Raw genomic sequence first — 24,483 nt, 5'->3', positions numbered from 1 at the left:
TATAACACGCTACGAAAATATACTTCGCTTAAACAGCACATCGCTTGTCTTTTCATTCAAGAAGTTTAGTTATGTCCCAGCCTCAATCAAGGATCTCACCGCTGATATGCTCATCTTGCTCAATGATCGCTTTCAACGGCTTAAATTGTTCATCATGAACTAACGAACCGTTCGCTATTATTTCAGCTGCGTCTACTCTGGCCGTTTCAAGAGCTCGATAGTCATGAACCATGTCGCCCACTTTAAATTCAGGCAGGCCGCTTTGTTTTCTGCCAAAAAAGTCTCCAGGCCCTCTTAGTTTTAAATCCTGCTCAGACAACTCAAAGCCATCATTCGTTTCTGTCATAATCCGCATCCGCTCTTTGCCTACGTCACCTTTAGGATCAGCGAGTAAAATACAATAACTTTGTTCACTTCCTCGACCGACACGGCCACGCAGTTGATGAAGTTGAGAAAGTCCAAATCGTTCCGCGTCATGAATCACCATCACAGTTGCATTGGGAACATTCACCCCTACTTCAACGACTGTCGTTGACACGAGCACTTGCAATTCATTTTCCGCGAAACGCTTCATAACTTCTTCTTTTTCTTCATTATGAAGACGTCCATGCATGAGACCCACTGAAATATTAGGTTCGTAAACTTCAGCAATTTGCTGATATAAATCAACCGCATTTTGAATGTCTAACTGATCAGATTCCTCAATTAATGGACAAATAACATAGGCCTGCTGGCCAATCGTGACCACTTTTTCAATAAAACCGAGCAGACGGTCCGTCATTCCACCTTTGATCCAGTAGGTTTCAATTGGTTTTCGCCCAGCCGGCATTTCATCAATCACCGACACGTCCATATCACCAAACGCCGTAATGGCCAGGGTTCTCGGAATCGGTGTTGCCGTCATGAACAATACATCTGGATTCAAGCCTTTTCCCCTTAACGCACGGCGTTGGTTAACACCGAAGCGGTGCTGCTCGTCTACAATCACAAAGCCCAGCTCGTTAAAATCGACTTCCTCCTGGATCAAGGCATGTGTTCCCACAATGATATCCACTTCGTGGGCCTTAATGGACTGCAGAATTTCTTTACGTTTTTTACCTTTCAGAGAACCTGTCAACAATACAACCCGGGCTCTGCCGGCGAACATTTCACTTAGCGAATGATAATGCTGTTCAGCAAGAATTTCAGTCGGCACCATCAAGGCACCTTGCTTCCCTGTCGTAATCGAAGCATATAAAGCAATCGCTGCAACGGCTGTTTTTCCTGACCCAACATCCCCTTGCAGAAGCCTGTTCATACGGTAAGGATTCTTCATATCCTTTAAGATCTCCGCCAGCGATCGTTTTTGTGCAGCTGTCAGTTTAAAAGGAAGCCCCTGTACAAAGTCGGTTAACTTGTCATTATCATAGTTTTGTGCGTTCCCTTTGGTAGACTCGCGATGCAGTTTTCTCAGCAGCTGCATTTTCAATTGAAATACGAGAAATTCCTCATAAATGAACCGTCTTTTCGCATGCTTGAGCATGATTCGGCTTTCAGGGTAATGCATTTGCATCAGCGCCTGCCTGCGGTCCGGAAGTTTATAGGTAAGCAACGTTTCTTCGGGCAAAATTTCTTCAACTTCGTCTGCATGCTCATCAAGGGCTGCTTTTATCACTTTTCTTAACGTCTTCAACGTTACACTTTCTTTCAACGTGTAAACCGGCTGAATCGGATCCTGACTTTTAGCTTCCCCTTTTTTAAATTGACTCACTGTAATTTGCAAACGGTGCTGATCCCACTTACCAGTGACCGTAATGGTATCGCCTTTATGTAGTTGCTTTTTAGCAAAAGCCCGATTAAACATAACAGCTTTCACCGCAAATTGCTCCACTTGTAATGTCATCGTTAAACGGGATTTCTTTTTTCCGTAAAAATTTACAGCGGGTTCTGCCGTCAGAACTCCTTCAATGGTCGCCTTCTCATTATGAACCAGTTCGGTTAGCGGCTTGATTTCATACGTATCATAACGGTAAGGAAAATAGAATAACAAATCTTCAATTGTAAAAAGTCCAAGCTCATTCAAATGAGCTTGGAGCTTTTCACCTACACCTTTTACTTCACTTATAGATTCACTCAACATCGAACTCACTCTTTCTCAAGCGGAATGCCATACACTTTGGCCTCAAGCTGCTTACCTGTCGGCGTAGCAGCAAGTCCACCTTGAGCCGTTTCGCGAAAAGCTGTCGGCATACGCTGGCCGACTTTATGCATGGCATCGATGACTTCATCACAAGGGATGCGGCTCGTAACACCTGCAAGTGCCATATCCGCAGATACGATTGCATTCGTTGCGCCCATCGCGTTCCTTTTCACACAGGGAACTTCTACTAATCCAGCTACAGGATCACAGATGAGGCCTAGCATATTCTTAAGCGTAATCGCCATCGCCTCAGCAGATTGTGCCGGGGTTCCTCCAGCCATTTCTACAATCGCAGCTGATGCCATTCCGGCAGCTGAACCAACTTCTGCCTGACAGCCACCCGCTGCACCGGAGATAGAAGCATTGTTCGCCACAACAAAGCCGAATGCACCAGAGGTGAATAGAAAACGGACCATCTGTTCGCGAGTGGGATTTAATTTATTTTTCACAGCAAACAATGTTCCTGGCACACAGCCGGCACTCCCCGCTGTTGGGGTAGCGCAAATCGTCCCCATTGCAGCATTCACTTCATTGGTAGCGACAGCCTTACTAACTGCATCCATCAATAAGTTTCCGGAAAGTGGCTCATGGTCTCTCATATAGTTTTGAACTAAAACAGCATCCCCGCCGGTTAATCCACTATGTGATTCCACCCCTTTCAGTCCATCCTCCACTGCTTCTTCCATGACAGCAAGATTTCGTTCCATTTGCGAAAAAATTTCTTCCCTGGATACCTGCTTCACTTCCATTTCTTGCTGAATCATAACCTCAGAAATTTTTTCGCCTTTACTTTCTGCAATTTGTATTAGCTCTGCAACGTTTTTAAACAAAGTACTACCCCTTTCTCTAGGTTAGTCTGATATTTTAGCGACCTGGGTAATATGGTCAGCTCGTTCTAATTCGCTTAGTATAGAAACATCAATATTTTGATCTACTTCAATCACCATCAATGCCTGTTCGCCCTCACCTTTTCTGGACACTTCCATACGGCCGATATTAATTTCGTGACTGGCTAGTATGGTTGTTGCCGAGGCAATCGCCCCATATCGATCGTTATGAATAAGCAAGATGGCCGGGTGGCTTCCGGAAAGCCTCAGCTCAAAACCATTAAGCTCAGTAATCTCAGCTTTTCCCCCGCCGATTGATATCCCGACAAGTTCAATCTCATCTTGTTCATCTCCAATTTTAATACGCGCCGTATTCGGGTGATCCATTTGCTCTTCTTCTTCAATAAATTGGACCTTCATCCCTTTTTCACGGGCTGTATCCAAGGCCGCACTTATTCTTGTATCATCTGTATCGTAATCTAGTAATCCGCCAATAATAGCCACATCAGTTCCATGACCTTTATACGTATCTTTAAATGAACCATATAAATGAATAGTTGCATATTTTGGCTCCCGGCCAAATAAATGTCTGGCAGCACGTCCAATCCGGGCTGCTCCAGCTGTATGGGAGCTAGAGGGTCCAATCATAACAGGACCAATTATATCAAACACTGATCTAAACTTCATTCTATCACCATCCCCCTCTGATACTCTCTTCTATTTTAACGGGAAAACGCTTACTTTTACAAATTTAACCCCATTTATTCTATCACATTGAGCTCATTTGTACCATTTATAATAAAAAATGAATTGATTCTTGAGCGGGAGAAGAGTATAATAATTCCTTGTGGGTTACACGGTAACCGGGTGGGAGAGGGATAATTTCATAGAGGCGATTGTCTATGCTTAACAAGCATAATCACAGGCTCGGCTTGCGTCAAGACTTGTTGGCGGGCTTAATTGGCTATTTTACCACCGTTTATATTGTTGCGGTAAACAGCCAGATTCTGTCTACGGCAGGTCTGCCATTAGAGCAAGGCATGGTGGCTACCATTCTAGCAAGCGCTGCAGGCTGTTTGATCATGGCTTTATATGCCAATGCACCTATGGTACTCATTCCCGGTATGGGAGTAAATGCTTTATTTGCTTATTCGATTGTCGAAGGCAGCGGGATCCCTTTTCAGGAAGGGCTGGCTGTCATCCTTGTAGCCGGATTGATCTTCCTATTGACTGCTTTCACGCGTTTAGGAGATTGGTTGAAAACGGCTATTCCTGAATCATTAAAGCATGCAGTCACTGTAGGTCTCGGGATGTTTTTGACTTTAATCGGCTTAGAAAAAGGCGGCCTCGTTGTCCGTGGTGAGCATTCACTGATTACTTTAGGTAATCCGTCTTCCGCTCTTGTGATCACGAGTTTACTAACCTTATTTATTGCCGTTTTTCTTTTTGCTAAAAACGTTCCTGGCAACTTTCTGATCACGATGATTATCGGCACGCTTATCGCACACTTCACCGGCTTATTAAATGCACCTGGACCTTCACTGTCCTTAGCGGATCAAGAATGGATTATGATGCCTTCATTCAGCGGAATTACAGAATTCAGCTTTTGGATGGCGGTATTTCCATTAACGATTGTACTCATTTTTGAAAATATGGGTTTGATTCATGGACAACTGTCGATGTTAAAACAGGACGATAAGTTTAAAAAAGCTTATCAAGCTTCAGCATTTTCTGCACTCGCAAGCGGATTTTTTGGAACTTCTCCAACAGTTTCTTCGGCTGAAAGTGCTGCTGTTATTGCATCTGGAGGTAAATCGGGCCGCTCAAGTCTGACGATGGCGGTGCTGTTCCTGGCAACATTGCTGCTGATCCCATGGATTTCAATGGTTCCTGCTACCGCCATCAGTCCTATCTTAATTATCGTTGGCGCGTTGATGGTCCAAAACATTAAGGAAATCCCATTGGACAATCTATCTGAAGCAATGCCAGCCTTTTTAATCATTGTGATGATTCCGTTCACCTATTCGATTGCAGACGGTATGGCCTTCGGGTTCATTGCCTATCCTATCGTGAAGTTTGCGATCGGAAAGCAGCGGGAATTAACCACACCGGTTGTATGTATAGCCATGATCTTTCTCCTTGAATTTATCATGCGATCACTCGGGCATTAATTGAAAGACAGCAACGGCGAACTATAAGTTAAATACTTGGGTCCATTACGGTAAATTGTATAAAAGTTCCCCGTTCCTTACACTTGAAGGACTCTTTCAAAAGGATCCCCCATGTAGTCCCTACTATATGGGGGATCCTTTTTTATGTTTACGCAAAAATAAGTACAAAAGCGGTCATAAAAATTGACTCAATTATTTCCTATTTGAAACAAACTAAAACTATAAAATACTACCCTTCCTGGCAAATGGTTTCGTCGGAGAGAATATTTGTTTGCTACAATAGTATTAGTTCACGGGCAGTACACTCCTTACTTACTTTTCCCTTTTGATAATCGAGTCCTATCTTCCATTTGAGGCGGTTCCTCCAACCATCCATGTTTAGCCATCAGGTCCCCTCCTTCATTTGCAAACTCGAAAATATCTTTAGCTGTCGTTACCATCTTTAATGGCAAATCTTTTCTAAGACTGAATGATGTCCCCAAAGCATTGCTGCCTAAACCAAAGCTATTTAAAATAGACGTATTATACATCATAAGCTTATCGGAGAAGGGAGAGATTGTAGATTCCGTAACCAATCCTGCTGACGTAGACGGAACCATGATGTCGCTTTCTAACAGAATCTCACTAAATTTGGAGGTGATCGATTTGGACAATTCTTTTCCTTTGAAGAAGTAATTTCGAGCGTCCTTTTTTTCAGCTACCTGGGAAAAACCTGTCATTAATTTCATCCCTGTAACGTTTGCTTCAATCGCTTGATAGAGATAAGCAACTTCGACAGTATTTATGGTCCTTTTATGACCTTTTAGTTGAAATCCTTGACGATAATCTTTCCCTTCCGCAAATTCGGCATGATTGGGCATGTTCACACTAGGTGATTTAGGAAGCACACCTTTAGCCAGCAAATATTGTGTTGTTTTTTCGCAGAAATCCTCCGCAAACTCTGAGCATCTTCTGTATAAATCCATAATATCCCTTCGATAGGTCATACTTAAATGTAAGGCGTGAATTCCTGTAGCAATTTTCATCATCATACGTAAATACATGATTTGAAAAATATCATCATACAGTTGGGGAGCCTTATAATTGACATCATTCTCCGTAAACCCAATTGGAACACTTGCCCCTTCTACCCTGAAAATCCCGGCTATTTCCTGAACAAGATTCCTTTCCTCTTTGTTAAAAGTTTGCAGTATTTCTTTAGCTTCGGGCTCCTCACAATTTTTTAAAAAGTGATTGGTTACTTCTACCATCATACTCTTTTTTTGATAAACAATCCAAAGAGTTCCAAGCTCGCTGGACACTAATGGTATATTTCTTGGTGTCATAATTTCACTCCTCATAGCTTTAAGGTGACTGGCCGTAAGATACACCTACTCTGTTATTTCAATTCAAGAATACTATCAGTAGAATTTACTACACCCCCAATAAATATTCTTTTTTCAGGAGTTGATCAGAAACGGGTATGATCAAAGCTACGTAACCCATGCCCTGGAAAAGGGTACTCAAGGTTAAAAACCATGTGAGCAACATCCTACAAAAAATGAACGTTAATGAACGTTAATGACCGTCCACAAGCTGTTGTTACAGCCGGCTGGGTCGAAGCGGTCTAATATAGGGGAAAAGGCAATGGAGAAAGGTTCCCCCCCCATTGCCTTTTTTCAAATAATTTCTTAATTAGATTAGCTTGTACAAAAAACAAAAAGAGCCAAGGAAAGTTTCCCCTGGCTTTTGCCATCATAATATACCTTTTTTTGTAAACAATAAATTTAACACTAAAAATTTATTCGTAGGAGGTATTTAATGATGACTAATACTCGAGCTAAGCTAACCTCTTCTGAATTAGCTTCTATTTGGTCTGGTTACATGAATGATAGTATGTCCAAATGTGTCTTACATTATTTTTTAAAACATGTAGAAGATGAGGAAATTCGGTCTGTCGCACAATTTACTTATAATCTTTCGACTAAACATATTGAAAAATTAACTACCATTTTCCGGGATGAGGGTATCCCCATACCAACAGGTTTTACAAAAGAACATGATTTAAATCTAAATGCCCCAAGGCTTTATACAGACATGTTCATGCTAAATTACATTAATCATATGGCTAAGGTTGGACTCCTTGCCTACAGTAGCTTTATTTCCATGAGTGCCCGAAAAGATATAAGAGCCTATTTCATGGAGGGACTGCAAGAAACGTCAGATTTATACGACAATAGCTCGGAAGCACTTCTCTCAAAAGGATTATTTGTAAGAGCACCTTATATTGCATATCCAACAACAACAGACTTTGTAGACTCAAGAAAATATTTCAATGGGTTTCCCTCACTTGGCAAGCAACGATCACTAAACACAATTGAAATATCCCATTTGTTCATGAATACTCAAACCAACGTTATAGGAACTAAACTAGCCCTCAGCTTTGCTCAAACATCACCGAATGAACAGGTTCAAAATTGGATGTTCAGAGGAGCTGACATTGCAAAAAAACATGTTCAAATTTTCACGAAAGCTCTTATTAATAACGATATACAGCCACCTGCTTCATCTGATGTTAGTATTTCGAATTCAACTACGCCACCTTTCTCAGATAAACTAAGCCTATTTCATATGAGTTTGTTAAGTAGTGCTGGTACGGGAAACTACGCAACCGCAGCAGCTGCTAGTCAAAGAAACGACCTTATGATAAATTATGAACGTCTATCATTAGAAATTGCCCGTTTTGCCAAAGATGGAGCCGACATCATGGTTCAAAACGGATGGTTAGAACAACCGCCAGGAACAGTAGATAAACGAAGACTTACGAAAAGAAAAGACACAGAATGATTCTAACGTTTCCCCTAATTGCTCATTGGTTTAAATCTAAGCATTATAGAGATACTACAATTGCCTGTATCTATGAGGTGCACTGTATTATAGAACAGTTCCCCATACAAAATGGAATAACTTGTAACGATAAGGCCTATCCTTTAATAGCCTTAGAATCTAGGACCACAGAAAAAGCGGAGCCGCATAGGGAGCGGCTCCGCTTTTGTTCTTTATTCAACTGAAAAAATAAAAGAATAGATAGGCTGGTCACCTCGATGAATTTCTACTTCCACATCCTCGAAGTTTTCCTCTAAATAATCTTCTAAGGCTTTAACCTCTGCCTCATTCGCTTCCTCACCACTGATGATGGTTACGATCTCGTCCTCTTCATCATCAATCATTTCTCTTAACAGAGCCTTAGCTGTATCTAACTTGTCCTTTTGGGCAGACGAGATTTTCCCTTCATATATCCCCATAAAATGTCCTTTTTCTATCGAAAGGCCATCGATTTGCGTGTCCCTGACCGCATAGGTGATTTGTCCTGACTTCACCTGGGACATTAAGGAAGACATTTCTTCCTGATTCGCAGCCAGATCTGCTTCTGGATTAAACCCAAGTAAGGCACTGATCCCCTGGGGTATCGTTTTCGATGCCACAACTGCTGCATTCACCTCAGCTAATTCAGCTGCCTGTTCGGCCGCCATCGTAATGTTTTTATTGTTAGGCAAAATGAGTACGTTGTCAGCATGAGCTTCCACAATAGCATCTGAAATATCTTTTGTGCTTGGGTTCATCGTCTGCCCGCCTTGAATGACAACACTGGCGCCAAGGCTCTCAAACAATTTCTTCATACCTTCTCCCATAGCTACTGTTACGATGCCGTACTCAGCTTTCTTTTTAGCTTTGGATTGCTTTTTATCGCCCACGATTGACGTATGCTGTTCTCGCATATTCTCGATCTTCATATTCACTAAACTGCCGTATTGCTGACCCAAATTAAGAGCATTGCCTGGATGCTCTGTGTGGATATGGACTTTGATCAATTCTTCGTCTGATACAACAAGTAAGGAATCGCCGTGTTCACTTAATACGTTGCGAAAATCTTCTTCTTTGTAAGGTTTGTCGGCCAGCTTTTCTTCTTCAAACTTGACCATGAACTCTGTACAATACCCATATTCAATATCTTCTGTATCCATAAAGTCCTGGGCTAGTTTATGATGTTCAGCGTTCACCATTTCTCCCATGGAGTTCATCGTACTGTGTTCAGGCATTTCTTCACCTTTTAAATTGGCTAGGAATCCTTCGTAAATCGTTAATAGGCCTTGTCCACCGCTATCTACAACTCCAACTTCCTTTAAAACGGGAAGCAATTCCGGTGTTCCTTTTAATGATTGACGCGCTGCATCCACTACACCCTGAATAAATGGCAGAAATTCTTCTTCCTGTTCCGCTAACGTAACAGATGCTTCTCCTGTTTCTCTTGCAACCGTAAGAATCGTACCTTCGACAGGTTTCATAACTGCTTTATAAGCCGTGTTCACCCCACCTTGAAGGGCTTCAGCAAAATCTTTTGTCGTGATCGTTTCTTTCTCTTCCAACGATTTAGAAAACCCTCTGAACAGTTGAGAAAGAATCACCCCCGAGTTACCCCGTGCTCCCATTAACAAACCTTTTGCGAGCGCTTGTGAAACGAGACCAGCATGATCTTCCGAAACATTCTTCACTTCTTCTGCCCCTGAGGACATGGACAAATTCATATTTGTGCCGGTATCTCCATCTGGAACAGGAAACACATTTAAAGCATCAATCATCTGCGAGTTGCTTTTAAGATGATGAGCACCTTGCAGAATCATTTCTGCTAGTGTTGTCCCATCTAACTTTTGTAACGTCACGCTACTTCCTCCTTTGACTAACGACTGCCTTTATTCGCTGATCACCCTTACACCTTGGATGAAAATATTTACCGAACTAACTGATAAGCCTACCGTTTTATTTAATGTGTATTTCACTTGTGATTGAACATTATGTGCGACTTCTGATATTTTCGTTCCATAGCTTACAATGATATACATATCGATATGGAGCTGTTCATCTTCCTGTCTTACAACTACGCCCCTTGAAAAATTCTCACGACGCAGCATTTCAGCAAGACCATCTCGAAGTTGATTTTTAGTGGCCATGCCGACAATTCCGTAACATTCGACCGCAGCACCACCTGCTACAGTGGAAATGACTTCGTTACTAATCGTGATATGACCATATTTAGTAGTAAGATCAACGGACATATTAAATCCTCCTTTATACTCACCATGTTCGTGCACCCATTATATCACAGAATTCATACTTCGCAGGCAGATCCTTGCAAGAACCCCTTCTATACTTTGAAACAATTGCTTCTGTCTGTCAAGATAAAATTCTTGATATTGTCTTTAGTTATATTGCATTTACGTGTTTATTATGATACATTAAGTAAGTATTTCATGATTTATGCATCGTAACAGGAGGGATTTATATGTCACGCAAATGTGTCGTTTCAGGACGTCGCACACGTTCTGGAAATAATCGTTCACACGCTATGAACGCTAATAAACGTCAATTTAAAGCTAACGTACAAAAAGTGCGTATTCTCGTGGATGGAAAACCTAAAAAGGTTTATGTATCTGCACGTGATTTAAAATCAGGTAAAGTAGAGCGCGTCTAAGTAAGACAGGAACAAAAAAGCACCCTATTACAGGGTGCTTTTTTGCTATTCTTTTTTAAAAGTACCAATGATAGCCCGTACAAACCCTCCGAGAAAACGCGGGAGTTTAATCGTATAGAATTTCATGAGCCCCCTCCTCAAAATGTAAAGCTAGTGCGCCTTGCAACCCTTCCGTTAGATAACGTCATGGCTTCTTATTACTAAGAGTATGCCTTCGGTGAATGAAAAAGTACCTCTATCTTCAATCAATTGATTGGATATGCAGCGCGTCGATCCATAAGAAAGCTGAGCCTCCTGTAACGGATAATAAAACCCTTCCAAACTTAATCCTTTGATCGCAAGCGTTACCGGCAAGAAGGATACATATGGATATTGGCTGATCTTCTTCAGTGTATGCATCCCCTCCCTAACTAATTCCACTTGATTTTGTTGATCAATAATAGTGCCTTTAATACCTTTTGTTACTAGGGGATACAACATTTGAGTATTCACCATCGTATGATCAAGCCGTCCGCCCGTTACTCCAAAGAGCAAAATATGCTCGGGTTGATACTTTAAAGCTTCGAGGATGGCAATTTCTAAATCTGTTTCATTCTTTTCATTTGGGTAGGTATCTGTTTTTCCTGCTGATTCTTTAATCCGTAACAACGACTCCGAGCTGACTGAGTCAAAATCACCGACAGCGATATCGAGTCGCACATTTTGCTCAAGGATCACTTCGGCTCCAAGATCAGCCCCAATCCAGAGCATACCTTTTTCATCATATTCTGAGAGATTTGGCACGAATTCTTTTGGCCCGCCCGCAACGATCGCTACTTTCTTCATAACCTTACCACCTTCAAAAAAAGAAGCCAAAATATCGGCAGTGAACCACACATTTTGGCTTCTTGCAATTTATAAAGATTGACGAATTTCTGTGATCGCGTTTGCTCGATCTTCCTGTTTAAATACTGCACTTCCTGCTACCAGTACATCTGCACCCGCTTCTGTGCAAATTCGCGCTGTGTCTTTATTGACCCCGCCATCAATCTCAATTTCAAACTCAAGATCTAATTCGCTTCGCCATGTGGCGATCTGTTTGATTTTCGGAACAACACTTTCAATGAACGATTGTCCGCCAAATCCAGGGTTTACGGTCATAAGCAGCACAAGGTCCACATCTTGTAATATCTGTTTAATAGACTCTGCCGGTGTGGCAGGATTGATGACTACCCCCGCTTTTACTCCGTGGCTTTTAATAAGTTGTATCGTTCGATGTAAATGCGGACAAGTTTCCTGGTGAACAGTAATAATATCTGATCCTGCCTTAGCAAAATCACCAATATAAGCATCAGGGTTTTCAATCATTAAATGCACATCCAGCGGTAAGGTCGTAGTCGGCCGAATCGCTTCTACAATCAGTGGTCCGATCGTAATATTAGGAACAAAATGACCGTCCATTACATCGACATGAATGTAGTCAGCTCCTCCACGTTCCACATCTTGAATTTCTGACCCTAACTGAGCAAAGTCTGATGCCAGGATCGATGGGGCAATCTTAGTCATGTTAATACCTCGGCTTTCTATTTTGAATTTCTTCAACGAATTGTAAATAATGGTCATACCGCTGCTTAGCGATCGTGCCGTTCTCTACTCCTGTTTTCACGGCACATTTGGGCTCTTTATTGTGAAGACAGCCCCGGAATTTACACTCATCCTGAACAGCAACAAATTCAGGAAAACATTCACTTAATTGATCCAACTCTAATCCGCCAAATTCCAATGAACTAAATCCAGGTGTATCTGCAACTAATCCTCCTGAAATTTCGTAGAGCTCTACGTGACGTGTTGTATGTTTGCCCCGTCCTAGACTTTCTGAAATTTCATCTGTATCGATGGCCAGCCGGGGATCGATTGAATTCAGCAGCGAAGATTTCCCTACCCCTGACTGCCCGGCAATCACGGTCGTCCGGTCAGCTAAATGGGACTGCAGCTGATCAATCGATTGTGAATCCGTAACGGAGGAGAGGATAACACGATATCCTACTTCTTCGTATAAATTCTTATAGTTTTCGATCTTTTGTAACACATCAGCTGCCACCTGATCCAATTTCGAAATAACGATCAATGGTTCAATTCGTTTTGCCTCTATCAGGACAAGGAATCGATCTAATAACAACGAGTTAAAGTCAGGATGAACGGCAGATGTTACAATTAAAGCTTGATCAATATTGGATATCGGCGGTCTAACGAGTTCATTCTGCCTTTCCTCAATAGCGAGAATATAGCCTTCTTCAACCGTTTCTGCTTTAAACTCGACAAGATCTCCAACAAGCGGTGTAATCTTTCGTTTCCTAAACACACCTCTGCCTCGACATTGGTAAACTGTTCCATCATGGAGCACATAATAAAATCCGCTTAATGCCTTTATTATCTTTCCTGTTGCCATTTATTCACCTTCTTCATATGGCACCGTTTTTTCCTCAATTACTTCGTCACCCAGCTGCACTTTATAGGAAGCTTCTTCTTCTGGTGGAATCGTTAACGTAAATTCTACCGTGGTGTCTTCTGTAATTGTCTCTTCCCGGAAGACCTCACTCATCTCATGATTGGCGTCGTTTATATAGATGAGCACGTTCTGTTCCTTTTGTTCTGCTTCCTCGTCGTATGGAACCTCTACTTGAATCTCTTCTTCTCGCGGTGGCTGTTCTTTCGGCCCAAGCGAGACTACGAGATTAACAGTTGATTCCTCTTCTATTTCACTTAGTGCTTGCGGCTGATGACCAATGACATGACCTTCAGGGACATCCGGCGAGTGTTCCTCTGTCACTGTGGCATTCAAGTTATTATCATCTAAATAGTTTTGGGCTGACTGCAGCGTCTCCCCTTCTAATGACCTAAGTGTCACTGTAGGAGGCCCGAGGCTGACTCTGAAAATAACACTCGTCTCTTCAGGTACAACTTCTTCATCCTCCTGAGGCTGAATTTGCTGAATGATCTCACCAGCAGGCTCTTCTGAATTTTCATCAATGGCGAGAACACTTGAGTAGCCCTGATCCTCAAGCTCTTGCTTGACTCTGTCAAAATCTTCCCCTTCGTAGCTGCCAAATTCAACTCGTTCTTTACCTTGACTCGTATAAACGGTAACTTCAGACTCTTCTTTTATAACCATTCCCGCCTCAGGATCTGTTCGAACTACTTGTCCTTCTTGAACCGTGTCTGAATAGATAGGTTCACGTGTTACGTTTAAGTTTAGCTCACTTAGCTGCCCATATGCTTCTCCATACTCCATCCCTTCGACATCAATCATTTCAACATCATCGGGTTGTAGAAAAATGGGTACGACAAACAGAGCAATAGCACCAGCTGCGGCAAGGACGAGGAAAATGATTAATAACCATAACAAAGGTCTTTTCTTCTTTTGCTTCTTCTTCTTCTGCTTTTTTGACTTTTTATGAAGCTTCTTTGCTTGCTTCTTTTCTTTTTTTGAAAGGTTTTGATCTTGATTAACTTTGGTTGTATTACTATGAACGATCGTATCCTCTTCGCCATCATCTCCATAATTCTCTTCCGTAATCACCGGAATTGCCTTGGTCTGCTCTCCCTCTTCATCATTAGGCGTCGTAAAAATGGGTTCATTAAGACGTTCCGGTTCAAGAGATGTTTCTAAATCATACTCCATCTCCATGACAGAATCGTAACGATGAAAGGGGTCTTTAGCGGTTGCCTTTAATACGATATTCTCTACACTTTGGGGCAAGTCCGCAATCCATCGCTTAAGCGAAGGAGTATCATGCTGCAAATGCTTAAGGGCAATGGCTACTGGTGACTCTCCTGAAAAAGGCAGACGTCCTGTTAGCAGCTCAAAAAGCACGATCCCTAGTGAATATATATCTGATTTTTTAGTAGCCATACCGCCTCTAGCCTGTTCAGGTGATAAGTAATGAACAGATCCCAGTACAGAATTCGTCTGCGTTAAGGCTGTAGCACTTAAAGCCATTGCAATCCCGAAATCCGTAACTTTCACTTGTCCATAATGATCAATTAAAATATTTTGCGGCTTAATATCACGGTGCACAATCCCATTGTCATGGGCATGAGAGATAGCTGAAGTAATCTGCCGAATGATATCAATCGCATCTGCTGCATCGATTGGACTGTTTTTCTGGATATATTGTTTTAAGGTCATCCCATCGACGTATTCCATCGCCATAAAATATAAATCTTCTTCTTCACCGACATCGTATATGTTAACAATATTCGGATGAGAGAGGCTTGAAGCAGATTGCGCCTCGCGATGAAAGCGGGCAATAAATTCATCATCGTCTCCATGTTCAAGGCGTAACACTTTAATCGCGACATCCCGATTTAAAATCGTATCGTGAGCTAGATAGACGTTGGCCATCCCTCCCCCGCCGATCATCTCCATAATTTTATATCGTTCGTTCAGGAGACGATTATTCATCATTAGTCAGCACCTTCTTTCGAATCTGTGTGACTATTATGAATGACAGCAAGAGTGATATTATCTTCGCCGCCTCGTTCATTCGCCAGGTCTATTAGAGATTGGCAAAATTGTTCCCATTCCCCGTTAAAGGCTGCCAATTCACCCAACTCTTCATCTGTGACCTTATTGCTTAACCCATCAGAACATAGCAGTAAACGATCATCTTCATCAAACGAAATCGTGAGAATATCAGGTGTGATCTCTTCCTCTGTTCCAAGTGCTTTTAATAACACATTTTTTCTCGGATGATGTTCCGCTTGCTCTGAGGTAATTTGACCTGATCGAACTAACTCGTTCACTAATGAATGGTCCTCAGTAACTTGTTTAAATCCAAAACTGTTTGCTAAATAACAACGACTATCCCCGATATGGGCTATCGTGGCAAACCCATCTGTACAGATTGCTGCCACGAGGGTTGTCCCCATTCCCTGGCATTCTTCATGCTGAGCAGCATGTTGCTGAATATCCTGATTCACCTCTAGCACCGATTGCTTTAACCAGCCTTCTGCCTCATCCGGGGTGTTAAAAGCACCAGCTTCCTGCCACTTATTATGTAAGACTGTCATGGCCAGTTGACTCGCTACATCTCCTGCTCGATGACCGCCCATCCCATCTGCAACAACAGCTAAGTTCTGCCCTGATTCACTGGAAAAAATACCGCCAGCATCTTCATTATGATTTCTAACTTTACCTTGATCTGTCATAAAGCAGTCGAACACGGTCTTCACCTCGTTTCTTCGTTTCGCTCCTTTATACGAAGCCGGCCACATGCTGATTGCGGCCTTATTCCTGCAAATGATACCTATTTCTGCCAAACGGGATGTTTCAACTAGTAAAAAAACTTTTAGTAAATTGTACAGGAAACACCCTGGGTTTAATACTGTTCGCAATAGTGTGTTCACATTCAGGGTTACGTAAACAGAATAACCATAATTAAACTCTCCTAAAACATTTGCTTCAAAGAATCAGGTTCAATTATTCATCTAACCCAAATGAGAAGAGCAGGTTTAGCTGCTTCATTTCTTTACCATTCTCGTCAAAAAGAACCCATCTGTATCCCATTCCTGGGGAAACAATTGGAGACCGAACTCAGTAAGCCCCACAGAACCCAGTACCTCTTCCGGCAAGTCTTCTGTAAAAGTCGGGTCTATTTCAAATTCAGGGTGTTGCTGTAGGAAGCGCTCAACAGCTTGCTCATTTTCATGACGGTCAACAGTACAGGTACTGTATACAAGTTTTCCGCCAACCTTTAACAACGGAGCTACACTGTCCAATAAGTCATCTTGTATGTTTCGGAGGGCGAAGATGTCTGATTCGGTTTTATGATACTTGATATCAGGTTTCCCTCGCATGACACCGAGTCCTGAACAAGGGGCATCGAGAAGAATGCGGTCAAAGGCTTCGACTTCGTGGAGTTCGTGCAGTCGCCGCGAGTCAGCTTGCTTCGCTTCAATGGACTGTAGTTGAAGCAGAATCGCTTTTTCATCAACAAGTTTGGCTTTCTTTTCGTGTAAATCATAAGCTGTGACTGAACCTTGATCTTTCATTTTCTCAGCAATATGGGTAGTTTTTCCACCTGGAGCACTGCAGGCATCAAGTACGGTCAGACCCGGTTTCAGGTCCATCATTTCAGCTACAAGCATCGAGCTTTGATCTTGTACGGTAAGGTATCCTTCCGTTAATAAGCGATCGTCGATGATCCGTCCTTCCTCAACTAAGAGCCCTTGACTTGATAGTGCACTTTCCTTAACAGTAATCCCACGCTCTTTCAATTCCGTCGTTGCTTCCGCACGAGATATGCGTAATGGCTGTATCCGAACCGACATAGGAAGGCGCTTTAAATTCTGCCTGCACATCCCAGCAGTTAATTCCCAGCCATATTGGTCCACCCATCGACTGACAAGCCAAGCTGGATGGCTGGTTTCAATCGCAAGGCGTTCCACTTTGTTATCAATCGCGGAAGTATCTTGTACGCCTTTACGCTGGACGTTTCGAAGCACACCATTCATAAAGGATACGACTCCTTTATGTCCTCTTTTTTTGGATATCTCCACAGCTTCATGGATGACGGCGTGATCCGGCACGCGTTCCAAATACAGCATTTGATAGACCGACATATAGAGCAGCCATTTCACCCACGGCTTAATTTTCTTTTGTTTGGCAATATACGGTTGAATTTGAAATTCAATTTTACGTTTGTTTTGCAAAGTTCCATAAACAATTTCCGTTAACAGCGCACCATCTTTGTTCGATAAACTGCGCTTATTTATCTCCTGATCTAACAACACATGACTGTATCCACCTTGTTCGCCAATTCTTGTTAAGAGATGTAAAGCGGATTCCCGCAGTGCATATTTAGCCATCATGCTCCCCCAATACTTCCCCGGTCTTAAGCGCCTGGCCGGCACCGTTTAAAAAGGCCTGGCCATTCATGTGTTTCTTTCCTGCAGGCTGAACCTCCGTAAGTTTCACAGCTTTTCCGTCACCAGTCTGTACAAGAAATCCATCTTCTTCACGTGCTAATACCGTTCCAGGAGCTTGATTATACTCTCCGTTCACCTTGGCCGCCCACCAGACTTTCATAGGCTTGCCTTTCCAATATGTAAAGGCAACAGGCCATGGGTGCAATCCGCGAATATGATTGTAAACCGACTGCTGATCCAAACTCCAATCGATCCGCTCTTGCTCTCTCTTTATATTCGCAGCAAACGTCACATTCTCTTCCTCTTGTTGTTGTGGTGTGATCTCGCCCTTTAAAAGCTGCGGCAGTGTTTCTATCAGCAAGCGGGACCCTGCCTCTGCTAATTTATCGTGTAATGTCCCTACGTGATCAGTATCCTCAATAGGTACACGTACTTGTGTCAGGATATCTCCGGCATCAAGTTTTTTCACCATATACATAATGGTAACCCCGGTCTCCTGATTACCCTGGATGAGCGCATAATGGATCGGTGCTCCTCCTCTAAGTTCAGGTAACAATGAAGCATGAACATTAATACATCCGTGCTCAGGAGCCGTAAGTAAAGCTTCAGGCAGGATTTGTCCGAAGGCTGCTGTCACAATGAGATCAGGCTTATACGATAAGACTTCCTCATACTCATCTTTTATTTTCTCAGGCTGAAAAACCGGGATCCCCCACTTATCAGCCGCTTCTTTGACAGGCGGGGGTGTAAGTGTACGCTTGCGGCCTTTCGGACGATCAGGCTGAGTAACCGCTAATACAACTTCATAGTCGTGCTGCATAAGCTGATCCAGAATAGGAACAGCAAAATCAGGTGTTCCCATAAAAACTATTCGTGTCATTTGGCGAAAGAGCCCCTTTCTTACATAAGCTGATACGGCTGAAAGTCTACCGTAATCTGTAATCCGTTTTCTTGCTTCATTTCATCTTCGTAATAATGAAGGATACGCTGAACTAATTTCCGCTGCTCGGGTTCCTTCTTGTATTTTACCATGCATTGATAGCGATATCTATCGTTGATCCGGGTTAACGCAGAAGGGGTCGGGCCTAACACATCCGCCCTTTCACTCAGTCGCTGTCCCATAAATTGAACGATTTTCTGGGTCACTTCCTGAACCTTTAGTTGATTCGGGTGAGAGACCGTAAACAATGTTAAGAAATAATAAGGCGGATAGTGAAACGCCTTTCGCAACCTCATCTCTTCTGTAAAAAATGCTTCATAATTAAACTGACTCGACAGTTGAATACTATAGTGTTCGGGCGTGTAAGTTTGGATGACCACTTCTCCAGGCAATTTATGCCGGCCTGCTCGTCCACTGACTTGCGTCAACAGTTGAAATGTTTTTTCAGATGCTCGAAAATCAGGCAGGTTGAGCAGTGAATCGGCTGCGAGAACTCCGACCAGTGTCACATTGGCAAAATCCAGCCCTTTCGCAATCATTTGTGTCCCAAGCAAAATATCAGCCTGTTTTTCACCAAATTGCTGGAGCAGATGTTCATGGGCCCCTTTTCGCCTCGTTGTATCCACGTCCATCCGAATGACGCGGGCTTCAGGAATTAACTGTTGCAGACCTTCCTCAATTTTTTGTGTACCTGTTCCGAAATAGCGAATCGTTTTACTTTCACACTCCGGACACTGTGCTGGCATGGGCTCTTCGTGGGAGCAGTAGTGGCATTTCAACCTTTCTTGTCTCCTATGGTACGTTAACGCAATATCGCAGTGCGGACATTCCTTCACATGGCCGCAGTCCCGGCACATCACAAAAGTGGCGTACCCGCGGCGATTTAAAAACAGAACAATTTGTTCTCCTCTGGCAATCCTCTCTTCAATTTTATCTTTCAACTGCCGAGAGAACATCGAACGATTCCCCTCATGCAGCTCCTCCCTCATATCCACCAGTTCGGCTTTCGGCATCATCGCTTCATTCATTCGCTTCGACAACGTAAGTAAATGGTAGTTGCCTTTAACTGCACGAGCATACGTTTCAAGAGCTGGAGTTGCACTGCCTAACATAACAGGACAAGCATGAATTTTACCTCGTTCAATGGCCACGTCACGAGCATGATACCTTGTACGATCTTCTTGTTTATAGCTTGATTCGTGCTCCTCGTCAATAATAATAATTCCGATATTTGTAAAAGGCGCAAAGATAGCAGAACGAGCTCCTACAACGACCTGAACTTCCTGACGTTGGATTTTTCTCCATTCATCGTATTTTTCACCGGCTGATAGAGCACTGTGCAACACGGCCACTTTTGACCCAAATCGTCCCTTAAACCGTTCCACCATTTGAGGGGTTAACGCAATTTCAGGAACAAGCATAATCGCTTCCTGCCCCCTGTCAATGACCTGTTGAATCGACTGCAAGTACACTTCCGTTTTTCCGCTGCCAGTAACACCGTGGAGCAGAAAGACGTCATGTGCTTCCTGTTCGATCGCAGCAAGCACAGGTTCGATGGCACTCTGTTGTTCTTCGGTTAACGTAAACGGCTCAGTCCTTTCAAAATCTTTATGACCATATGGATCCCTTAACACCTCTTGCTTGTATTCTCTTAAAATGCCTTTTGAGATCAGAGGTTTCAGCGTTGCGGCAGTCGTTTGCAAGGTTTGAAGCAACTGCTTTTTCGGGACAGGCTGTTCATGGTCGAGAAAGTATTGAATTACAGTTCGCTGCTTTCTGGCTTGTTTTGACAGATCAACCAAAGCTTCTTCTAACTCAATCGCACCTTTGCTCGGTTCGACCATGGTCGTAGTCCGTTTCGTTTCCCTGCTTTTCACCTCATAATGGACATCAATCCAACCGTCCTCGATCAATGCTCGCAACTTCTGATAACTCAGGTTTGACTGCTGGAATTCTTCATAATCAATCACGTCTCTGCCTGCAAAAATCTTTTGAAGCTCTTCAGGGAGATCTTCTTCAGTCGTTACCCACAATTCTTTCCGGTACTTAGCTTTTAACACTTGCGGCAGCATAACTTGCAAACAGGAAATGTAATAACTCAACGTTTGATTGGATAACCATTTGCCAATTTGAAGCAGCTCTTTTGTTAAAATCGGGGTCAAATCAAGGACATCTACAATATCTCGGATTTTGTCAAAATCGCTATGATCTGTCAGCGAGACGACATAGCCCATAATTTTTCTCGGTCCAAACGGAATAATTACCCTGACGCCCGGCTGAACAACCCCTGAAAATTGTTCGGGAATGCCATAATCAAAAGGGCGGTTCGTGTTTTGAGAAGCAACATCCACGATCACTTTAGCAATATTCAAGACTCTTCACCGACAAATGCTGCGCTTGCCATTCGTAAAATATTCGTGGCCAGCTCATCTTTAGACATTAACGGCCAGCCCACTCGCTGTCCTTCTTTCGTCAAATAAACAGAGGCATTTGTATCACTATTAAAACCGGAACCTTGCTCAGCTATGTTGTTCATCACAATCGCATCCAAGTTTTTCTTTACGAGTTTTTGCTCGCCGTAATGGTCAAGGTCCTGAGTTTCTGCGGCAAATCCGATCAAATATTGGTGCTGTTTGCGTTCCCCGAGTTCTTGTAGAATATCGCGCGTCCGCTCCATCTCCACCTTGTAGTCGCCGGGAGTTTTTTTCATCTTTTGATCAAAAACCTGCTTTGGTCTGTAATCAGCTACAGCTGCGGACTTGATGACAAGGTCACTGGCCTCGAAATGGGACAACACCTGGTCGTACATCTCTTCTGCTGTTTCCACATCAATCCTGTTCACGCCTCGTGGGGTATCGAGCTGGACAGGACCTGCGATTAACGTCACATTTGCTCCTAAGGCTGCAGCCTGGCGTGCCAGAGCGAATCCCATTTTACCTGAAGAAGGATTCGTAAAATACCTAACCGGATCAATCTTTTCCCTCGTAGGTCCAGCTGTTATGAGCACTCGCTTCCCTGATAAGGACAGGTTCTGTGTGGACTGCTGCTGAAGAACGGAAACGATCGTCTGCGGTTCTTCAAGCCGACCCTTTCCAACATAACCACATGCTAAATAGCCTTCTCCAGGTTCAATGAACCGGAATCCCCACTGATCCAATTGTTTCAAATTCCGGATCACAGATGGGTGGCTGTACATATGTACGTTCATCGCCGGAGCTATATAAACCGGCGCCTCTGTAGCCAGTAAAGTCGTTGTTAACATATCATCAGCTATCCCATTAGCCAGTTTCCCAATCGTGTTGGCGGTGGCTGGAGCGATTAGAAATAAGTCAGCCCAATCAGCCACATCAATGTGCTGGATTTGTGTTGAATCATGTTCTTTAAACGTATCAGTGTAGACAGGTTGACGACTTAATGCCTGGAATGTTGTGGCCCCGACAAATTTTAAAGAACTTTCTGTCATGATGACCTTCACTTCAGCGCCTGCCTGCACAAGCTTACTCGTTAAGTCTGCGGCTTTGTAAGCAGCAATCCCCCCACTAACACCTAATACTATCTTTTTCCCTTCTAGCATATTTCATCATTTCCTTTCACCTTACTTGGGCCCTGGCAGGACTTATCCTTACAATGTTAAAAGAAGAGAACCCCCTAATCTGCCGCGGAAGACAAAACTTAGAAATAAGGAAAAGCCGCGCTCTCCTCTAGTGTCAGCGCGGCTTGTAGTAAAATTATAGTGTTTCCGTTCTAGATTGAATTTGATCACTATGAGTATAATCCAGTTTTCCAGCCTGTATTTCTTCCAGCGCCACGCCAACTTGCTGGCTTGAAGTTGCATTTTCTACCATCGGAGCGCTTCCCTGCTTCAATTCACGCGCTCGACGGGCGGAGAGAGTGACGAGAGTGTACTTTGATTTAATTTGTTTCTGTAATGAATCAATTGATGGCTCAAGCATCATGTTGATCAGCCTCCAGTGCTTTTTTATATTGTTGTGATACTCGCTCACGCTTGCAATGCTCACTTGCTACGATCGACTGTATTTTACCTACAGCATGATCAACTCTGTCATTGACAACGACGTAATCATACGCATCCATCATCTCAATTTCTTCTTTAGCTGCCAGCAGACGGTTTTTCACTTTATCTTCTGTTTCTGTGCCGCGGTTGACAATCCGATCCTTCAGTTCTTCAAGGGAAGGCGGGATAAGAAAGACGAATACACCTTCTGGAAAGTTCTCTCTTACTTTAAGGGCCCCTTGTACTTCAATTTCAAGGAAAACATCTTTTCCCTCATTGAGAGTATCTTCAACGTATTGTTTAGGAGTTCCATAGTAATTCCCTACATATTCAGCATGCTCAATTAATTGCCGCTTTTCAATAAGCGTTTCAAATTCTGCTCGCGACTTAAAAAAATAGTCAATGCCATCCACTTCGCCTTCTCTCGGCTCTCTCGTCGTCATGGAGATGGAATAACGAAGGTTGGTCGATTGCTCGAATAGTGCTTTACGAACCGTGCCCTTCCCTACACCGGATGGTCCAGATAGAATAAACAATATACCTTTCTCATCGATCACGTATGGACCCTCCTAATTCTCATCTGACATTTCATCATTACTGATCACACGCTGTCCCACAGTTTCCGGCTGAACTGCCGAAAGCACAACATGATCGCTATCTGTAATAATAACGGCACGCGTTCTTCTGCCGTATGTAGCATCTACTAATTTATTATTATCTCTTGCTACGGTTATAATACGTTTAATCGGCGCAGATTCTGGTGAAACAATAGAAATGATTCGATTAGCTGACACCACGTTTCCAAAGCCGATATTAATTAACTTTAAACTCAATGACGTTTCCTCCTTCTAACGAGACAGATCTACTAAATTCGCTCAAACAGTCACCAGCAATACATCTCTGGCCACGTTATTAAACGAGTATTACTACTATTATATGAAAAATACCTAGCAAATCTCAATCTTTATTCAATATTTTGTACTTGTTCTTTCATTTTCTCTACTTCACTCTTTAACATCACCACACTGTTGGATAACTGACTGTCATTTGACTTCGAACCAATCGTATTGATTTCACGATGCATTTCCTGAACGATGAAATCAAGTGTACGCCCAATCGGCTCTTGATTTTCAAGGGTGTGGTGAAATTGGTCGATATGCGAATATAACCTTGTGATCTCTTCGGTAATATCACCTTTTTCAGCGAGCAAGGCGACCTCTTGCAGCACTCTGGAATCTTCCACGGCAATCTCTTCATTAATAAACGCCTCGACCCTTGCTATTACCTTTGCTTTGTATTCCCCCACGACAACTGGGCGTCGTTCTTCTATAGCAGCCACTGTATCTTTAACAGATTGCAATCTGTTCAGAAGATCCTGAACCAGACGTTCACCTTCCTGGTTTCTCATGTCAACTAAATCAGTACACGCCGCGTCAAGCATGTTTAAAAGTTCCGCTTTGATTTGATCATTCGGCTGATCCGATTCCCGAACTGTAAAAATTCCCTCAAGCCCAGCTACTGTATCAATCGAGATGGCCCCCGTCAACTTGTACTGATCCTTTACATTCGTTAGCTTGGTTATGTATTGATGAAGAAGCTCATCATCCGCCTCAAGCTGTTTATTCAGCAGACCTTCTCCCTCTGCCGTTAGAAAAAGATCCACTCGCCCGCGGCTAAGCTTCTGTTTCAAGTGGCGTTTCATAGCCTCCTCAAGAAATAAAAAGTTCCGTGGTATCCTTGGAGAAATATCCAAAAAACGGTGATTGACACTTCGAAGTTCAATGGTCAGTCTCATACCAGCGGTTTCTATTGTGTCTCGTCCATATCCTGTCATGCTTTTTGCCACTTGTTATCACACCCACGGTTCAATTTTACGTTTCTTTCTATAGTTTATCAAATCCCTCCACCAATAGGCTAATGTAAGGCACACGAA

Annotated in this window: 23 protein-coding genes and 1 pseudogene; 4 read left to right on the top strand and 20 right to left on the bottom strand. The window is 42.9% G+C overall.

Translation table 11 applies throughout. The annotated features are described in order from the left end of the window. Window positions 1-82 precede the first annotated feature (82 nt). The 3 genes from recG to sdaAB are packed head-to-tail and all read right to left on the bottom strand — an operon-like array spanning window position 83 to window position 3,693. Window positions 83-2,119 (bottom strand): ATP-dependent DNA helicase RecG, encoded by a 2,037-nt coding sequence (gene recG / locus B5354_RS16040; RefSeq protein WP_176142514.1) that lies wholly within the window; start codon window positions 2,117-2,119, stop codon window positions 83-85. 5 nt (window positions 2,120-2,124) lie between these two features. Beyond that, complete coding sequence (gene sdaAA / locus B5354_RS16035) at window positions 2,125-3,009, bottom strand: L-serine ammonia-lyase, iron-sulfur-dependent, subunit alpha (protein ID WP_079529808.1); 885 nt, start codon at window positions 3,007-3,009, stop codon at window positions 2,125-2,127. 21 nt (window positions 3,010-3,030) lie between these two features. Then, window positions 3,031-3,693, bottom strand: a complete 663-nt coding sequence (gene sdaAB / locus B5354_RS16030; protein WP_079529807.1) for an L-serine ammonia-lyase, iron-sulfur-dependent subunit beta — start codon at window positions 3,691-3,693, stop codon at window positions 3,031-3,033. A gap of 215 nt (window positions 3,694-3,908) precedes the next feature. Between sdaAB and B5354_RS16025 the strand changes: the two genes are divergently transcribed. Further along, the gene (locus B5354_RS16025; RefSeq protein ID WP_079529806.1) at window positions 3,909-5,177 is read left to right on the top strand and encodes an NCS2 family permease; all 1,269 of its coding nucleotides are present in this window, start codon (window positions 3,909-3,911) and stop codon (window positions 5,175-5,177) included. 308 nt (window positions 5,178-5,485) lie between these two features. On the opposite strand, the gene B5354_RS16020 is transcribed toward B5354_RS16025, so the two are convergent. Beyond that, window positions 5,486-6,502 (bottom strand): DUF3231 family protein, encoded by a 1,017-nt coding sequence (locus B5354_RS16020; protein ID WP_139377154.1) that lies wholly within the window; start codon window positions 6,500-6,502, stop codon window positions 5,486-5,488. A gap of 182 nt (window positions 6,503-6,684) precedes the next feature. Here B5354_RS16020 and B5354_RS20305 point away from each other — a divergent pair. Then, window positions 6,685-6,787, top strand: a pseudogene (locus tag B5354_RS20305) (DNA-binding response regulator); the annotation flags it as partial. A gap of 193 nt (window positions 6,788-6,980) precedes the next feature. Next, window positions 6,981-8,003, top strand: coding sequence for a DUF3231 family protein (locus B5354_RS16015; protein WP_079530612.1), 1,023 nt, complete (start codon window positions 6,981-6,983; stop codon window positions 8,001-8,003). Window positions 8,004-8,215: 212 nt separating this feature from the next. Here the strand turns inward: B5354_RS16015 and B5354_RS16010 are convergent, their stop codons facing one another. Both B5354_RS16010 and B5354_RS16005 read right to left on the bottom strand, forming a co-directional pair. After that, a complete protein-coding gene (locus B5354_RS16010) occupies window positions 8,216-9,877 on the bottom strand; it encodes a DAK2 domain-containing protein (RefSeq protein ID WP_079529804.1) in 1,662 nt (553 codons plus the stop codon). Window positions 9,878-9,907: 30 nt separating this feature from the next. After that, complete coding sequence (locus B5354_RS16005) at window positions 9,908-10,270, bottom strand: Asp23/Gls24 family envelope stress response protein (RefSeq protein WP_079529803.1); 363 nt, start codon at window positions 10,268-10,270, stop codon at window positions 9,908-9,910. Between the two features lie 227 nt (window positions 10,271-10,497). On the opposite strand from B5354_RS16005, the gene rpmB reads away from it, so the two are divergent. After that, window positions 10,498-10,686, top strand: coding sequence for a 50S ribosomal protein L28 (gene rpmB, locus B5354_RS16000; protein ID WP_079529802.1), 189 nt, complete (start codon window positions 10,498-10,500; stop codon window positions 10,684-10,686). 45 nt (window positions 10,687-10,731) lie between these two features. Here the strand turns inward: rpmB and spoVM are convergent, their stop codons facing one another. The 14 genes from spoVM to B5354_RS15930 all read right to left on the bottom strand — a co-directional run bounded on the left by spoVM (window position 10,732) and on the right by B5354_RS15930 (window position 24,396). Next, window positions 10,732-10,812 carry a stage V sporulation protein SpoVM gene (gene spoVM / locus B5354_RS15995; protein WP_079529801.1) on the bottom strand — a complete coding sequence of 27 codons (81 nt, stop codon included), beginning with the start codon at window positions 10,810-10,812 and terminating at the stop codon, window positions 10,732-10,734. A gap of 48 nt (window positions 10,813-10,860) precedes the next feature. Further along, a complete protein-coding gene (locus B5354_RS15990; RefSeq protein WP_079529800.1) occupies window positions 10,861-11,511 on the bottom strand; it encodes a thiamine diphosphokinase in 651 nt (216 codons plus the stop codon). Window positions 11,512-11,580: 69 nt separating this feature from the next. Continuing rightward, a complete protein-coding gene (rpe, locus tag B5354_RS15985; protein ID WP_079530611.1) occupies window positions 11,581-12,231 on the bottom strand; it encodes a ribulose-phosphate 3-epimerase in 651 nt (216 codons plus the stop codon). A gap of 1 nt (window position 12,232) precedes the next feature. Then, the gene (rsgA, locus tag B5354_RS15980) at window positions 12,233-13,114 is read right to left on the bottom strand and encodes a ribosome small subunit-dependent GTPase A (protein ID WP_079529799.1); all 882 of its coding nucleotides are present in this window, start codon (window positions 13,112-13,114) and stop codon (window positions 12,233-12,235) included. Continuing rightward, window positions 13,115-15,133, bottom strand: coding sequence for a Stk1 family PASTA domain-containing Ser/Thr kinase (pknB, locus tag B5354_RS15975; protein WP_079529798.1), 2,019 nt, complete (start codon window positions 15,131-15,133; stop codon window positions 13,115-13,117). After that, window positions 15,133-15,876, bottom strand: a complete 744-nt coding sequence (locus tag B5354_RS15970; RefSeq protein WP_176142548.1) for a Stp1/IreP family PP2C-type Ser/Thr phosphatase — start codon at window positions 15,874-15,876, stop codon at window positions 15,133-15,135. Before B5354_RS15970 ends, pknB begins: the two co-directional genes overlap by 1 nt. A 312-nt stretch (window positions 15,877-16,188) precedes the next feature. Further along, a complete protein-coding gene (gene rsmB, locus B5354_RS15965; protein WP_079529796.1) occupies window positions 16,189-17,535 on the bottom strand; it encodes a 16S rRNA (cytosine(967)-C(5))-methyltransferase RsmB in 1,347 nt (448 codons plus the stop codon). After that, window positions 17,528-18,475: a methionyl-tRNA formyltransferase gene (gene fmt / locus B5354_RS15960; protein ID WP_079529795.1), complete on the bottom strand. Its 948-nt coding sequence runs from the start codon at window positions 18,473-18,475 to the stop codon at window positions 17,528-17,530. Before fmt ends, rsmB begins: the two co-directional genes overlap by 8 nt. 20 nt (window positions 18,476-18,495) lie before the next feature. Further along, window positions 18,496-20,907 (bottom strand): primosomal protein N', encoded by a 2,412-nt coding sequence (priA, locus tag B5354_RS15955; RefSeq protein WP_079529794.1) that lies wholly within the window; start codon window positions 20,905-20,907, stop codon window positions 18,496-18,498. Then, window positions 20,904-22,109, bottom strand: a complete 1,206-nt coding sequence (gene coaBC / locus B5354_RS15950) for a bifunctional phosphopantothenoylcysteine decarboxylase/phosphopantothenate--cysteine ligase CoaBC (protein ID WP_079529793.1) — start codon at window positions 22,107-22,109, stop codon at window positions 20,904-20,906. The genes priA and coaBC overlap by 4 nt, the downstream gene beginning before the upstream one ends. A gap of 154 nt (window positions 22,110-22,263) precedes the next feature. Further along, window positions 22,264-22,491 carry a DNA-directed RNA polymerase subunit omega gene (gene rpoZ / locus B5354_RS15945; protein ID WP_079529792.1) on the bottom strand — a complete coding sequence of 76 codons (228 nt, stop codon included), beginning with the start codon at window positions 22,489-22,491 and terminating at the stop codon, window positions 22,264-22,266. Next, window positions 22,481-23,107 carry a guanylate kinase gene (gene gmk, locus B5354_RS15940; protein ID WP_079529791.1) on the bottom strand — a complete coding sequence of 209 codons (627 nt, stop codon included), beginning with the start codon at window positions 23,105-23,107 and terminating at the stop codon, window positions 22,481-22,483. Before gmk ends, rpoZ begins: the two co-directional genes overlap by 11 nt. Window positions 23,108-23,119: 12 nt before the next feature. Further along, window positions 23,120-23,383, bottom strand: coding sequence for an extracellular matrix/biofilm regulator RemA (remA, locus tag B5354_RS15935; RefSeq protein WP_079529790.1), 264 nt, complete (start codon window positions 23,381-23,383; stop codon window positions 23,120-23,122). Window positions 23,384-23,514: 131 nt separating this feature from the next. Next, window positions 23,515-24,396, bottom strand: coding sequence for a YicC/YloC family endoribonuclease (locus tag B5354_RS15930; protein WP_139377153.1), 882 nt, complete (start codon window positions 24,394-24,396; stop codon window positions 23,515-23,517). Between the last annotated feature and the right edge of the window lie 87 nt (window positions 24,397-24,483).

This window comes from Halobacillus hunanensis, from assembly GCF_900166655.1.
GTDB lineage: Bacteria > Bacillota > Bacilli > Bacillales > Halobacillaceae > Halobacillus_A > Halobacillus_A hunanensis.
The sequence above is the reverse complement of the archived record's forward strand: the minus strand, read 5'-3'. Positions and strand labels throughout refer to the sequence as shown.

What these genes read in the sequence shown, in the direction of transcription:
- B5354_RS15990 (WP_079529800.1), bottom strand. Translation starts at nt 11,511, where the DNA reads ATGAAGAAAGTAGCGATCGTTGCGGGCGGGCCAAAAGAATTCGTGCCA.
- pknB (WP_079529798.1), bottom strand. Translation starts at nt 15,133, where the DNA reads ATGATGAATAATCGTCTCCTGAACGAACGATATAAAATTATGGAGATG.
- rsmB (WP_079529796.1), bottom strand. Translation starts at nt 17,535, where the DNA reads ATGGCTAAATATGCACTGCGGGAATCCGCTTTACATCTCTTAACAAGA.
- B5354_RS16015 (WP_079530612.1), top strand. Translation starts at nt 6,981, where the DNA reads ATGACTAATACTCGAGCTAAGCTAACCTCTTCTGAATTAGCTTCTATT.
- B5354_RS16005 (WP_079529803.1), bottom strand. Translation starts at nt 10,270, where the DNA reads ATGTCCGTTGATCTTACTACTAAATATGGTCATATCACGATTAGTAAC.
- rpe (WP_079530611.1), bottom strand. Translation starts at nt 12,231, where the DNA reads ATGACTAAGATTGCCCCATCGATCCTGGCATCAGACTTTGCTCAGTTA.
- rpmB (WP_079529802.1), top strand. Translation starts at nt 10,498, where the DNA reads ATGTCACGCAAATGTGTCGTTTCAGGACGTCGCACACGTTCTGGAAAT.
- rpoZ (WP_079529792.1), bottom strand. Translation starts at nt 22,491, where the DNA reads ATGATGCTTGAGCCATCAATTGATTCATTACAGAAACAAATTAAATCA.
- coaBC (WP_079529793.1), bottom strand. Translation starts at nt 22,109, where the DNA reads ATGCTAGAAGGGAAAAAGATAGTATTAGGTGTTAGTGGGGGGATTGCT.
- rsgA (WP_079529799.1), bottom strand. Translation starts at nt 13,114, where the DNA reads ATGGCAACAGGAAAGATAATAAAGGCATTAAGCGGATTTTATTATGTG.
- recG (WP_176142514.1), bottom strand. Translation starts at nt 2,119, where the DNA reads ATGTTGAGTGAATCTATAAGTGAAGTAAAAGGTGTAGGTGAAAAGCTC.
- spoVM (WP_079529801.1), bottom strand. Translation starts at nt 10,812, where the DNA reads ATGAAATTCTATACGATTAAACTCCCGCGTTTTCTCGGAGGGTTTGTA.
- B5354_RS16025 (WP_079529806.1), top strand. Translation starts at nt 3,909, where the DNA reads ATGCTTAACAAGCATAATCACAGGCTCGGCTTGCGTCAAGACTTGTTG.
- B5354_RS15970 (WP_176142548.1), bottom strand. Translation starts at nt 15,876, where the DNA reads ATGACAGATCAAGGTAAAGTTAGAAATCATAATGAAGATGCTGGCGGT.
- fmt (WP_079529795.1), bottom strand. Translation starts at nt 18,475, where the DNA reads ATGACACGAATAGTTTTTATGGGAACACCTGATTTTGCTGTTCCTATT.
- sdaAB (WP_079529807.1), bottom strand. Translation starts at nt 3,693, where the DNA reads ATGAAGTTTAGATCAGTGTTTGATATAATTGGTCCTGTTATGATTGGA.
- B5354_RS16020 (WP_139377154.1), bottom strand. Translation starts at nt 6,502, where the DNA reads ATGACACCAAGAAATATACCATTAGTGTCCAGCGAGCTTGGAACTCTT.